The organism is Bacteroides sp. RTP31139st1_H2_RTP31139_211217 (assembly GCF_040227615.1).
Classification (GTDB): domain Bacteria; phylum Bacteroidota; class Bacteroidia; order Bacteroidales; family Bacteroidaceae; genus Bacteroides; species Bacteroides uniformis.
In genome coordinates this window covers 1-12,966 of sequence record NZ_JBCNZM010000047.1, presented here as the reverse complement: position 1 = coordinate 12,966, position 12,966 = coordinate 1, and the positions used below count along the sequence as shown (strand labels likewise).

Sequence of the window (12,966 nt, the reverse complement as noted above, 5' to 3'; positions counted from 1 at the left end):
GTCCATGGCTGCAGTAGGTGCGGTAGGCATACTGACGTGGATGTCCGGCTCCATCGCCTTGCTCAATAAAGTGGGCGCCGAAGTCAGCGTAGGCCAGTCCATCGGTGCACGCAGCGAAGAGGACGCACGCAGCTTTGCCTCGCACAACATTACGATTGCCCTGCTCATCTCCGTCTGCTGGGGAGGCCTGCTCTTTCTTTTCGCCCGCCCCATCCTGAACATCTTCGAGCTGAAACAGCATATCACGGACGCCGCCGTGACTTATCTGCGCATCGTGTCGACGGGACTGCCTTTCATCTTTCTCTCCGCTGCCTTTACGGGCATCTACAACGCGGCAGGACGAAGCAAGATTCCGTTCTACATCAGCGGGACGGGACTGATAATGAACATCGTCCTCGACCCTCTGTTCATCTTCGGCTTCGGTTGGGGAACAGTGGGCGCGGCACTTGCCACATGGCTTTCCGAAGCTACAGTATTCGGCATCTTCGTCTACAAGCTCCGGGGGAAAAGCGCCGTGCTCGGAGGTTTCTCCTTTATCGTTCCGCTGAAAAAGAAGTACACCCGGCGCATCTTCAAGCTCGGGCTGCCCGTGGCTACGCTGAACACGCTATTTGCCTTCGTCAACATGTTCCTCTCGCGCACCGCCTCGGAGCAGGGAGGACACATCGGACTGATGGCATTCACCACCGGTGGACAAATCGAGGCCATCACCTGGAATACTTCGCAAGGATTCTCCACGGGGCTGAGCACGTTCATCGCCCAGAACTATGCCGCGGGGCAGAAGTCGCGCGTGAAGCAAGCATGGCGCACCACCATGTGGATGACGGGCGTATTCGGAAGCCTCTGCTCACTACTGTTCATCTTCTTCGGCAGCGAGGTGTTCTCTATCTTCGTACCCGAGGCCGAAGCCTACCGTGTGGGTGGAGATTTCCTCCGCATCGACGGCTATTCGCAAATGTTCATGATGATGGAAATTACCATGCAGGGCGTGTTCTACGGACTGGGACGGACAGTGCCGCCTGCCATTGTCAGCATCGGATGCAATTACATGCGTATTCCGGTGGCGTTATTGCTGGTGCACATGGGTATGGGAGTGGATGCCATCTGGTGGGCAGTAAGTGGAACGACCGTTGCCAAAGGTCTTATACTGACAGCCTGGTTCGTCCTCATCAAAAGGAAAATTCTCTAAAAAAGGACAGAACTGGCGAACTTTAGAAAGAAGAATATGGTTATTATATACATAAATTTGCAACATTAAAGATAAAGTCAACTTTTAAAGAAAAAGAGTTATGAAGAAGATGAAATTTACAGTATTACTTTTGTGCGGCGCATTGCTGCTGGGCAGTTGCGGCACAATGAACAACAAGGCCAAAGGTGGAATAATCGGCGGTGGCTCCGGTGCAGCAGCAGGTGCCATTATCGGCGGACTGATAGGTAAAGGCAAGGGGGCAGCCATTGGAGCTGCGGTAGGTGCTGCAGTAGGTACGGGTGCCGGCGTTGCCATCGGACACAAGATGGACAAGAAGGCTGCCGAAGCTGCCAAGATTGAAGGCGCCCAAGTGGAGCAGGTAACGGATGCCAACGGCTTGCCGGCTGTCAAAGTATCCTTTGCGGCAGGTATTCTTTTCGGCTTCAACTCCGCAGCACTGAGCAACGAGGCAAAGGCTTCCCTGCGCGAACTCGCACAGATTCTGAAGGAAGACCCGACAACCGATATCGCCATCATCGGCCATACCGACAAAGTGGGTACTTACGAAGCCAACATGAAAGTTTCCAAGAACCGCGCCTATGCCGTAGAGAACTATTTGCAGGATTGCGGCGTATCTCCTGCCCAGTTCAAGAAAGTGGAAGGCGTGGGATACAACGAATACGACGAAAGTCTGTCTGCCGACCAGAACCGACGCGTAGAGGTATATATGTATGCCAGCGAACAGATGATTAAGAATGCGGAGGCGAATAATTAATGTGCTAATGTGATTAATGTGCCAATGTGCTAATTGGCATATTGACACATTAATCACATTGGCATATTAGCACATTGGCATATTAGCACTCTCTCCATGAAACTCCCGAAGCCTTTGCGGTTCCTCCGCAACATGATATTATTCTTCTTTATTTCCACTATCCTGACGGTAGTGGTTTATCGTTTTGTACCCGTCTACATCACACCACTGATGGTTATCCGCAGCGTGCAGCAGGTCTTCAAGGGTGAAAGTCCGCGCTGGCACCACACATGGGTATCTCCCGACAAGATATCTCCTCATCTGCCGATGGCCGTCATTGCTTCGGAAGACAACCGGTTTGCCACACACAACGGGTTCGATTTCATCGAGATACAGAAAGCGATAAAGGAGAACGAAACAAGAAAACGGAAACGGGGCGCAAGCACCATCAGCCAGCAGACGGCAAAGAATGTATTCCTATGGCCCCAATCTTCCTGGGTACGCAAGGGGCTGGAGGTCTACTTCACCGTACTGATAGAATTCTTCTGGTCCAAAGAACGTATCATGGAGGTCTATCTTAACTCCATCGAAATGGGGAAAGGCATCTATGGTGCACAAGCCGCCGCCCAATACAAATTCAAGACCACCGCAGCCAAGCTCTCTGCCGGACAGTGCGCACTAATAGCGGCAACATTGCCCAACCCCATACGCTTCGACTCAGCACACCCCTCCCCTTACATAAAGAAAAGGCAAGGACAGATTCTACGATTGATGAAACTGGTACCCAAATTCCAGCTAAATGAGAAGCGGACAAAAGAATAAGAAGAGGATGTATCAAAACAGTTAATAGCACACAGATGACACATCCTCCTTTAATTTTTAATTCTTAATTTTTAATTAATACGCGTGTCCTCCCTCTTCCATCTCCTTCGCATCAATCTTGCGATTGTCGATACTGCGCCAAGCGTAGAAGATGTAGGCAAGAACGAAAGGAACAAGGATAGAGACATAAGCCATAACCTTCAGTGTGAACTGGCTCGAGCAACTGTTTGCCAACGTGAGTGAGCTTTGCAGGTCGTGGGTAGAAGGATAATAGGCCGTATTGTTATAGCCTGCCACAAGCAGCAGTGCCAATACCGTAAGCACCGTCCCTGCACCGGCAAACCAGATACCCTTGTCGAATGCCGGCTTCCACAGCGTGCGGATAATGCCCCAGAGCACAGCCACCACACCAACCAGGAATACAAGCAGCACTACCGGCATCTGCAGGAAGTTCGTCAGATACTTGTAAGGTTCCATGAACACCTCTCCCGTTTCCGGGCGTACAGCATAGCCGTCGGCAAGCAGCGTGCGGATGACGAAGGCCAGGAAGAATACCAGGAACAACGCCGTATTTCCCCAAAGTGCCCGGCGGCAGCGTTTCACCAAATCATCCTCATTGATATTATTAATAAAATAAAGCGCTCCCAAGATACGTGCCAGGAAGAACACAGCCAGCCCCAGCACCACATTCCACGGATTAAGCAACGCATCCAACCCATGCCAGCCGTTAGCCCATTGACTGATAACCGGCATTGCCGCATCTGCGATATTCCCTTTATTGATATAGAAGTTAGACCCCGTGAAGAACGTGGCCACTGCCCCACCCAGCAATACCGGACCTACCACTCCGTTTATCACCAGGAACGTGCGATACGTTGTCTTGCCCAGCAGATTTCCCGCCTTGGACTGAAACTCGTAGCTGACAGCCTGCAACACAAAGCTGAACAGAATAATCATCCACAGCCAATAGGCTCCTCCGAAACTCGTACTATAGAACAACGGAAACGAAGCAAAGAACGCGCCTCCAAACGTGACGAGCGTTGTAAACGTAAACTCCCATTTCCGTCCCGTAGAATTAATCATCATCTTCTTTTGCTCCTCCGTCTTCCCCAGACAGAACAGAAGCGAATTACCTCCCTGCACAAACAGCAGGAATACCAGCAGTGCTCCCAGCAAGGAGACTACGAACCACCAATAGTGTTGAAGAAAAATATAGGTATTCATTGTGAATTATGAATTATAAGTTATGAGTTATGTTATGAATTATGCGTTTCTGTTTCCGGGCCTTTGCGAATGGCCTTCAGCATAATTCCCACCTCGGCAATCAGCATGACAGTGAAAAGTACCAGAAAGATAAAGAACGTGGTCTGCACGGAACCGACATCCAACTTGGAAATGGCGGCACTTGTGGGCAGCATGTCTTGGATGGCCCACGGCTGGCGACCACATTCGGCAACCACCCATCCGGCTTGTCCGGCCAGATAGCCCAGCGGAATGGTGAGCATGGCCACCCAATGCATCCACGGCATCCGCGACAAGTCTTTCTTATAGGCCAGGAACAGCACCACGATAAAGAAGAGGATGAAATATCCACCCAACATCACCATCACACGGAACATGTAGAACGTAAGAGGCACATTCGGCACCAATTCGTTCACATCCTTGATATAACCGTAACCGAAATAGGCTACATTATCTTTCAACACTTTGGCAGCCACCTCCGCATCCGCCTCATTGCCCGCAGCCTTGGCTGCACGATAGGCGGCAAACGCACTGATGGCCGTTTTCCCTTTTTCTATTTTCTCTTCTGCCGAAAGCGCCACAGTACCGTCCTTCAACGGGTATCCGCCTTTCAGCAGGTCATTGATGCCGGGAACAAAGGCATCCGTCTTCCGTTCGGCAAGCAACGACAACATCTTAGGGATTTCCACACGGAAAAGGAATGGGTCTACTCCGTCTTGCGGCGTCTGCTTGGCAGGATTCAGCAGCCCGAACGCTACCAATCCGGCACCTTGCCGCCCTTCATAATAACCTTCCATAGCAGCCAACTTCATCGGCTGCTTTTGCGCCACTTGATAGCCGGAGCCATCGCCCGTCCAGGCAGACAGCACGGCGGCACACAGACCTACCCATGCGGCAATCTTTACACTTGCCAGCGCAAATTTCTTCTCGCGCTTCTTCCACAGATACCAGCAGCTTACGCCTACTACAAACACGGCAGCCAGCACCCAGCCGGACAGCACGCTATGGAAGAACTTATTGACAGCCATCGGCGAAGTTGCCACAGCCCAGAAGTCCACCATCTCGTTGCGTGCCGTATCGGGATTGAACTCCATACCTACGGGATTCTGCATCCACGCATTGGCAACCAGAATCCACCAGGCAGAAATCGTGGCGCCCAGCCCCGTGAGCCAAGTAGATGCCAGGTGGAAACGCTTGCTCACCTTATCCCAGCCGAAGAACATGACGGCGATAAACGTTGCTTCCATAAAGAAAGCCAAAATACCCTCGATGGCAAGCGGCGCACCGAAGATGTCGCCCACAAACCAACTGTAATTACTCCAATTCGTACCGAATTCAAATTCCAGAATAATACCGGTTGCTACACCAATAGCAAAGTTGATACCGAAAATCTTCATCCAGAATTTGGCAGTACGTTTCCAAAATTCGTCACCCGTACGGTAGTACGCTGTCTCCATGATGCCCATAATTACCGCCAGTCCAAGTGTCAGCGGCACAAAAATCCAGTGATAGATGGCGGTCAAGGCAAATTGGGCTCTCGACCAGTCAATCAGGGAAGTGTCAATGTGTCCAAGCATAAGAATCAAGTTATGAGTTATAAGTTATGAGTTATTAAGTTTTTAAGTTATCGGGTAAGAACAGAGAGACACGGAGAATTTATAAGGGCAAGGAAATAAACTCTGTGTCTCCGTGTTTAGTCGCCCAGACTCCGATGGATAAGCTCATTACTGACATAGCCTTCCTTGTCATCGCCCACCACGGGGGTATTCAGAAACCGTGGGAAGAAGAAAAGGCGGAGAATGAAAAACATGATGAACAACTTCACAAGAATAATAAGCCACAAAGTACGCCCTAACGTCATACTTCGAAAACCTTCCAAATAAAAACGCCAAATGTTTACCGCAGTCTGTTTCATGCCGATAAAATTATAATGATTACAAATATAAAATACTTTTATATAAAGAACAAATAAAAAGGTGAAAAGTTGAACAGAAAAAAGACTTCTCCCATTCATCGGTACAAAAAAGATTTTAGGCGAGGAAAATTCACTCTACGTCTATCACTTTTGCAATCCTTTCTCCACCCCACTACATTTGCAAATGTAAAACCATAGAATAACGAAGATATGACGAACGTAAAAAGATTGACAGTGATAGCGCTATGTATGGCAAGCTGCATGGGAGTGGCCGCCCAAAACGGCACTTCCACGCAGATACCCGGCAGTTCCGAGCAGCCAGCCGACAGCCTGCCCGCCCAATGGGACTTGCAAGCGTGCATCGACTATGCCTTGCAGCAAAACATCACCATCCGCAAGAACCGCCTCAACGCGGAAAGTGCCCAGGTAGATGTAAAGACCGCCCGAGCCGCTCTCTTCCCCAGCCTTTCGGCCAGTGTGAGCCAGCGTGTCGTGAATCGCCCGAAGAGCGAGACAAACACCATCATCGACGGCGACAACATCACCAGCAGCCAGAGCAAGACTTCCTATAACGGCAGCTACGGCATCGATGCCAACTGGACCCTCTACAACGGCGGGAAACGCCTCAACACCATCAAACAACAGCAACTGAACAACCGCATTGCCGAACTTAGCGTAGCACAGAGCGAGAACAGCATCGAAGAAAGTATCGCACAAACCTACGTACAGATACTCTACGCCGCCGAAGCCGTGAAAGTGAACGAATCGACCCTGGAAGTGAGCCAGGCCGAATGCGAACGCGCCCGCCAACTTCTCGAAGCAGGAAGCATAGCCAAAAGCGACCTGGCACAACTGGAAGCGCAAGTGAGTACCGACAAGTACCAGCTGGTGACAGCACAAGCCACCCTGCAAGACTACAAACTACAACTGAAACAACTCCTGGAACTGGACGGCGAATCCGAGATGAACCTCTACATCCCCACACTCGGCACGGAAAACGTACTGGCACCCCTGCCCACCAAAACGGACGTTTACCGTTCTGCCCTCGTGCTCCGTCCGGAAATAGAAGCCGGCAAACTGAATATACAGACATCCGACCTCGACATCAAAATTGCCCGCGCTGGCTATCTGCCTACGCTGAGCCTCAGCGCCGGCATCGGAACCAGCCATGCCAACGGCAATGACTTCACCTTCAGCGAGCAAGTCAAACAGAACTGGAACAACTCGCTGGGCTTCACCGTAAGCGTGCCTATCTTCAGCAACCGGCAGACCAAGAGTGCCGTAGAGAAAGCCAAGATTCAGAAGCAGACCAGCGAACTGGACCTGCTGGACGACCAAAAAACGCTGTACAAGACCATCGAAACCCTCTGGCTCGATGCCAACAGCGCCCAGCAGCGCTACGCCGCCGCCACAGAGAAACTGAAAAGTACGCAGACCAGCTATGAACTGATTCAAGAGCAGTTCAACCTGGGCATGAAGAATACCGTAGAACTGCTGACTGAGAAAAGCAATCTGCTCAGCGCACAGCAGGAGACACTGCAAGCCAAATACATGGCCATACTGAATATGCAGCTACTAAAGTTTTATCAAGGAGAAAAAATCGAATTATAATACCTTATATATATGAACAAAAAAAGAATCATCCTCATTGCCGTAGCTGCCGTAATCATAGTGGGCGGCGGCGTATGGCTCTTCGGTGGTGCCAAGGCCAAGCACAAGGTGACCTACGCCACAGCAACCATCCATAAAGGCGAGATTTCCGAATCCGTAACCGCCACGGGGACCATCGAACCGGTGACGGAAGTGGAAGTGGGTACCCAGGTGAGCGGTATCATCGACAAGATTCATGTAGACTACAATTCCGTAGTAACCAAAGGCCAACTCATTGCCGAGATGGACCGCGTGACACTGCAAAGCGAACTCGCTTCGCAACGCGCCGCCTACAACGGTGCAAAGGCCGAATACGAGTACCAGAAAAAACTCTACGAGCGCAACAAGACGCTGAACGAAAAGCAGCTCATCGCCGCCACGGACTATGAGCAGTCCGTCTATAACTACGAGAAGGCCAAGAGCAACTACGAAAGCAGCCAGGCATCACTGGCAAAGGCTGAACGCAACCTCTCCTACGCCACCATCACCTCTCCCATCGACGGTGTAGTCATCAGCCGCGACGTGGAAGCAGGACAGACCGTGGCTTCCGGCTTCGAGACACCGACACTGTTCACCATCGCTGCCGACCTGACGCAGATGCAGGTTGTGGCCGACGTGGACGAAGCAGACATAGGCGGTGTGGAAGAGGGACAGCGCGCCACGTTTACCGTAGACGCCTACCCGAATGACGTGTTCGAAGGAGTGGTCACACAAATTCGTCTGGGAGATGCCAGCTCAAGCAGCACGTCGAGCACCAGCACCAGCACGGTTGTGACCTACGAAGTAGTCATCTCCGCCCACAACCCGGACCTGAAACTGAAACCACGCCTGACAGCCAACGTCACCATCTTCACCCTCGACCGCAAAGACGTACTGTGCGCTCCTGCCCGTGCCCTGCGCTTCAACCCCGAAAAACCGCTTATCGGCGACAATGATATCGTGAAGGATTGCGAAGGGGAACATAAACTCTGGACCCGCGAAGGCAACACCTTTACCGCCCATCCTGTGAAGATAGGTATCTCCAACGGAGTCAACACGGAAATTATCAGCGGCATTAACGAAGGTACCGTAGTGGTGACCGAAGCCACCATCGGCAGCATGCCCGGCAGCGGCGCTCCGGACATGAGCCAGGAAGCTCCCGGAGGTGAGAAGAGTCCGTTCATGCCTGGCCCTCCGGGAAGTAAGAAGAAGAGCGGAAAATAATACAAAAAAAGAATTATGAATAAAGCAGTCATTGAACTTCAAAATATCAAACGCAACTTCCAGGTGGGGGACGAAACCGTGCATGCCCTGCGCGGCGTCTCGTTCACCATCCGTGAAGGCGAGTTTGTCACCATCATGGGTACATCGGGCTCCGGAAAGTCTACTTTGCTGAATACCCTCGGCTGCCTGGACACGCCCACCAGCGGCGAATACCTGCTGGACGGTATCTCCGTACGCACCATGAGCAAGCCTCAACGCGCCGTACTACGCAACCGTAAAATCGGCTTCGTATTCCAGAGTTACAACCTGCTGCCCAAAACCACTGCCGTGGAAAATGTGGAGCTACCGCTGATGTATAACTCCTCCGTCTCGGCTTCCGAAAGGCGGAGACGTGCCATCGAAGCCCTGCAAGCCGTGGGGCTGGGCGACCGACTGGAACATAAGTCCAATCAGATGTCCGGCGGTCAGATGCAACGCGTAGCCATCGCCCGCGCCTTGGTGAACAATCCCGCCGTTATCCTGGCAGACGAAGCTACGGGTAACCTGGACACCCGTACTTCTTTCGAGATTCTGGTACTGTTCCAAAAGCTGCATGCCGAAGGACGCACCATCATCTTCGTCACCCACAACCCCGAAATAGCCCAGTACAGCAGCCGCAACATCGTGCTGCGCGACGGACAAATCAAGGACGATACCATCAACACCCAAATCCAGAATGCAGCCGAAGCCCTGGCAGCATTGCCTAAGCAGGAGGAGGAATGAGGGATAAGGGATTAAGGATTAGGGATTAATTTTAAACTTTCCATTAAAACGATATGAACGGAACAAACCTTTTCAAAATAGCCTTGCGAGCCTTGAACAACAACAAGCTGCGCGCATTCCTCACCATGCTGGGCATCATCATCGGCGTGGCGTCCGTCATCACGATGCTTGCCATCGGACAAGGTTCGAAGAAAAGCATCCAGGCGCAAATCTCCGAGATGGGCTCCAACATGATTATGATTCACCCCGGTGCCGACATGCGCGGCGGTGTCCGCCAAGACCCCAGCGCCATGCAGACCTTGAAGCTGACCGACTACGAAGCCCTGCGCAACGAAACCAACTTCCTGGCTGCCGTCAGCCCCAATGTCTCCTCCAGCGGGCAGCTCATCGCGGGCAACAACAACTACCCCTCCTCCGTGAGCGGCGTGGGCACGGACTATCTCGAAATCCGGCAGCTCAGCGTGGAGAACGGCGAGATGTTTACCGAAGCCGACATACAGACCTCTGCCAAGGTGTGCGTCATCGGAAAGACCATCCAAGACAACCTCTTTCCCGGAGGAGAGGACCCCGTGGGACGTATCATCCGCTTCAACCAAGTGCCCTTCCGCGTGGTGGGCGTGCTGAAGTCCAAAGGCTACAACTCCATGGGCATGGACCAAGACGACGTAGTGCTTGCCCCTTACAGCACCGTGATGAAACGCCTGCTGGCACAGACCTACCTTAGCGGCATCTTCGCCTCCGCCCTCACCGAGGACATGACGGACAATGCCACCGACGAAATCACCGAGATACTGCGCCGCAACCACAAGCTGAAGGAGAGTGACGACGACGACTTCACCATTCGCAGCCAGCAGGAACTCAGCACCATGCTGAACTCCACCACCGACCTGATGACCACGCTGCTTGCCTGCATAGCCGGCATTTCGCTCGTAGTGGGCGGCATCGGCATTATGAACATCATGTACGTATCGGTGACGGAACGCACGCGCGAAATCGGCCTGCGCATGAGTGTAGGCGCCCGCGGTGTCGACATCTTGAGCCAGTTCCTCATCGAAGCTATCCTCATCAGCATCACCGGAGGCATCATCGGCGTCATCATCGGATGCGGAGCCAGCTGGATAGTGAAGAGCGTTGCCCACTGGCCCATCTTCATCCAGCCGTGGAGTGTATTCCTCTCCTTCGCCGTATGTACCGTCACCGGAGTGTTCTTCGGTTGGTATCCCGCCAAGAAAGCTGCGGACCTCGACCCGATAGAGGCCATACGCTACGAATAACCTTTTCTCCCTTGCCGGAAGTTAGCCAAATAGTTCTTAAGTATTAGGAAAAAAGTTTCCGGCAATAGGGAAAAAAGTTATGCGAAACTAAGAATAATCTCTATCCCAAGCCTTGGGATAGACATCCGCAAGCTTGGGATACATATCCGCAACCTGGAAACGCTTATCCGCAACCTGCGAACAGAAATTTGCTTCGCAGGCGGTGGATATTAACAATATTCATCTAAAATTCCTATCTTTGTATCATGATGAAACAACAGCTCCCTAACCCACGCCGCCGCGGCATCGAAACCCTGATACACATCATTGTCTGGGGTATCGTCATCGGTTTCCCCTTTCTGATGATGACACGCAGCGGCTTCAATATCAGCCTTGCGGACTATCTGCGCCACGGTAGCAGCAGTACCCTCTCATTCTTCCTTGTATTCTACATCAACTACTGCCTCCTCATTCCCCGCTACTTGTTCGAGGGACGCATCCGGCAGTATCTCCTGCTGAACACACTGCTCATCATCTGCATTACCACCGGCGCCCACCTTTGGCAAGAATACACATTCCAAAACCATATGCGCGGCGATGATGACGGTCAGCACATGGGGCCTCCCAAATGGATATTCATCTTGCGCGACGTCTCGACCATGATTCTCACCGCCGGCCTCAGCGCTGCCATCAAGCTGAGCCGCCGCTGGGCGCAGATGGACGCCGCCCGCCGCGAAGCCGAGAAAAGCCGCACGGAAGCCGAGTTGAAGAACCTGCGCAACCAGCTCAACCCGCACTTCCTGCTCAATACGCTGAATAACATCTACGCCCTCATCGCCTTCGATGCCGACAAGGCACAGACTGCCGTGCAGGAACTGAGCCGACTGCTGCGCCATGTGCTGTATGACAATCAGCAGAACTTCGTCACCCTGGACAAGGAGATGGACTTCATCCGCAACTACATCGAACTGATGCGCATCCGTCTCTCCGCCAACGTCCGTGTGGAAACAAAGATAGACGTCCGACCGGACAGCCGTACTGAAATAGCTCCGCTCATCTTTATTTCCCTCATAGAGAATGCCTTCAAGCATGGCATCTCCCCCACCGAACCCAGCTTTATCCGTATCCACTTCAGTGAAAGCCCCGGAGAGATACATTGCGAAATAACCAACAGCTATCATCCCAAAAGCGTGGCAGACAAGAGTGGAAGCGGCATCGGGTTGGAACAAGTGCGCAAGCGTCTGGAGCTGACCTATCCCGGTCATTACGACTGGCAGCAAGGAGTGAGTGAGGACATGAAAGAGTATAAATCTATTTTAATTATAAAGATATGAATCTGAAGTGCGCCATTGTAGACGACGAGCCCCTCGCCCTGGGGTTGCTGGAAAGCTACGTCAACAAGACCCCGTTTCTAGAGTTGGTCGGTAAATACTCCAGTGCCGTACAAGCCATCAAGGAGTTGCCCGAGAAGCACATCGACCTGCTTTTCCTCGACATCCAGATGCCCGAACTGAACGGACTGGAATTTTCGAAGATGGTCGATTCCGGCACCCGCATTGTCTTTACCACCGCCTTCGACCAGTATGCCATAGACGGCTACAAAGTCAATGCGCTGGACTACCTGCTGAAACCCATCTCCTACGTCGACTTTCTGCAGGCTGCCAACAAGGCTGTGCAATGGTTTGAATTGCTGCAACAGCCCAAGGAAGAGATTCAGAGCATCTTCGTAAAAAGCGAGTATAAGCTGGTGCAAATCGAATTGAGTAAAATTCTGTACATAGAGGGGCTGAAAGACTATCTCAAAATCTACGAGGAGGATTCTCCCAAGCCTATCCTGTCTCTCATGAGCATGAAGGCAATGGAGGAACTTCTGCCTGCCTCGCGTTTCATGCGCGTCCACCGTTCCTACATTGTTCAGAAGAATAAAATACGTATTATAGACCGTGGTCGCATCGTGTTCGGAAAGAACTACATCCCGATAAGCGACAGCTATAAACTGGCTTTTCAAGAATTTTTAGACCAAAGAAGCTAAAAAAATCGACCAATCCGTCGATAAAATCGGAAAAACCGTCGATTTATTATAGAATCTTTTTGCATATTAAAATAAACACATAGCGAAAAAGTAAATTTGGGCAGAGCGTAGCGAATTAGCTGATAGAGCGTTCGTTACGCTTTG

At 51.8% G+C, this 12,966-nt stretch carries 12 protein-coding genes; 9 read left to right on the top strand and 3 right to left on the bottom strand.

All coding sequences use genetic code 11. The annotated features are described in order from the left end of the window. From ABUA47_RS09930 to mtgA, 3 genes are all read left to right on the top strand, one after another. On the top strand, positions 1-1,189 hold a 1,189-nt coding region (locus ABUA47_RS09930), incomplete at its 5' end, for an MATE family efflux transporter (RefSeq protein WP_349831577.1). Between the two features lie 100 nt (positions 1,190-1,289). After that, the gene (locus ABUA47_RS09925; protein ID WP_035448184.1) at positions 1,290-1,964 is read left to right on the top strand and encodes an OmpA family protein; all 675 of its coding nucleotides are present in this window, start codon (positions 1,290-1,292) and stop codon (positions 1,962-1,964) included. Positions 1,965-2,060: 96 nt separating this feature from the next. Then, entirely contained in the window at positions 2,061-2,765 is a 705-nt protein-coding gene (gene mtgA, locus ABUA47_RS09920; protein ID WP_035448182.1) for a monofunctional biosynthetic peptidoglycan transglycosylase, read from the top strand. Between the two features lie 75 nt (positions 2,766-2,840). Here the strand turns inward: mtgA and ABUA47_RS09915 are convergent, their stop codons facing one another. The 3 genes from ABUA47_RS09915 to ABUA47_RS09905 form a co-directional block, all read right to left on the bottom strand. Further along, positions 2,841-3,989 (bottom strand): cytochrome d ubiquinol oxidase subunit II, encoded by a 1,149-nt coding sequence (locus tag ABUA47_RS09915; protein ID WP_035448180.1) that lies wholly within the window; start codon positions 3,987-3,989, stop codon positions 2,841-2,843. A gap of 32 nt (positions 3,990-4,021) precedes the next feature. Continuing rightward, positions 4,022-5,584, bottom strand: coding sequence for a cytochrome ubiquinol oxidase subunit I (locus tag ABUA47_RS09910; protein ID WP_035449218.1), 1,563 nt, complete (start codon positions 5,582-5,584; stop codon positions 4,022-4,024). A gap of 116 nt (positions 5,585-5,700) precedes the next feature. Next, positions 5,701-5,922, bottom strand: a complete 222-nt coding sequence (locus tag ABUA47_RS09905; RefSeq protein ID WP_005836288.1) for a DUF4492 domain-containing protein — start codon at positions 5,920-5,922, stop codon at positions 5,701-5,703. 210 nt (positions 5,923-6,132) lie between these two features. Here ABUA47_RS09905 and ABUA47_RS09900 point away from each other — a divergent pair, with 210 nt between their 5' ends. The 6 genes from ABUA47_RS09900 (at position 6,133) to ABUA47_RS09875 (ending at position 12,822) form a co-directional block, all read left to right on the top strand. Next, positions 6,133-7,533, top strand: a complete 1,401-nt coding sequence (locus tag ABUA47_RS09900) for a TolC family protein (protein WP_005836286.1) — start codon at positions 6,133-6,135, stop codon at positions 7,531-7,533. A gap of 12 nt (positions 7,534-7,545) precedes the next feature. Beyond that, the gene (locus ABUA47_RS09895) at positions 7,546-8,775 is read left to right on the top strand and encodes an efflux RND transporter periplasmic adaptor subunit (protein ID WP_005828067.1); all 1,230 of its coding nucleotides are present in this window, start codon (positions 7,546-7,548) and stop codon (positions 8,773-8,775) included. 15 nt (positions 8,776-8,790) lie between these two features. Next, positions 8,791-9,537 carry an ABC transporter ATP-binding protein gene (locus ABUA47_RS09890; protein ID WP_005828066.1) on the top strand — a complete coding sequence of 249 codons (747 nt, stop codon included), beginning with the start codon at positions 8,791-8,793 and terminating at the stop codon, positions 9,535-9,537. Between the two features lie 53 nt (positions 9,538-9,590). Then, positions 9,591-10,811 carry an ABC transporter permease gene (locus ABUA47_RS09885; protein ID WP_005836280.1) on the top strand — a complete coding sequence of 407 codons (1,221 nt, stop codon included), beginning with the start codon at positions 9,591-9,593 and terminating at the stop codon, positions 10,809-10,811. Positions 10,812-11,056: 245 nt separating this feature from the next. Next, positions 11,057-12,124: a sensor histidine kinase gene (locus ABUA47_RS09880; RefSeq protein ID WP_005836278.1), complete on the top strand. Its 1,068-nt coding sequence runs from the start codon at positions 11,057-11,059 to the stop codon at positions 12,122-12,124. Next, complete coding sequence (locus tag ABUA47_RS09875; protein ID WP_005828060.1) at positions 12,121-12,822, top strand: LytR/AlgR family response regulator transcription factor; 702 nt, start codon at positions 12,121-12,123, stop codon at positions 12,820-12,822. The genes ABUA47_RS09880 and ABUA47_RS09875 overlap by 4 nt, the downstream gene beginning before the upstream one ends. Positions 12,823-12,966: the final 144 nt, after the last annotated feature.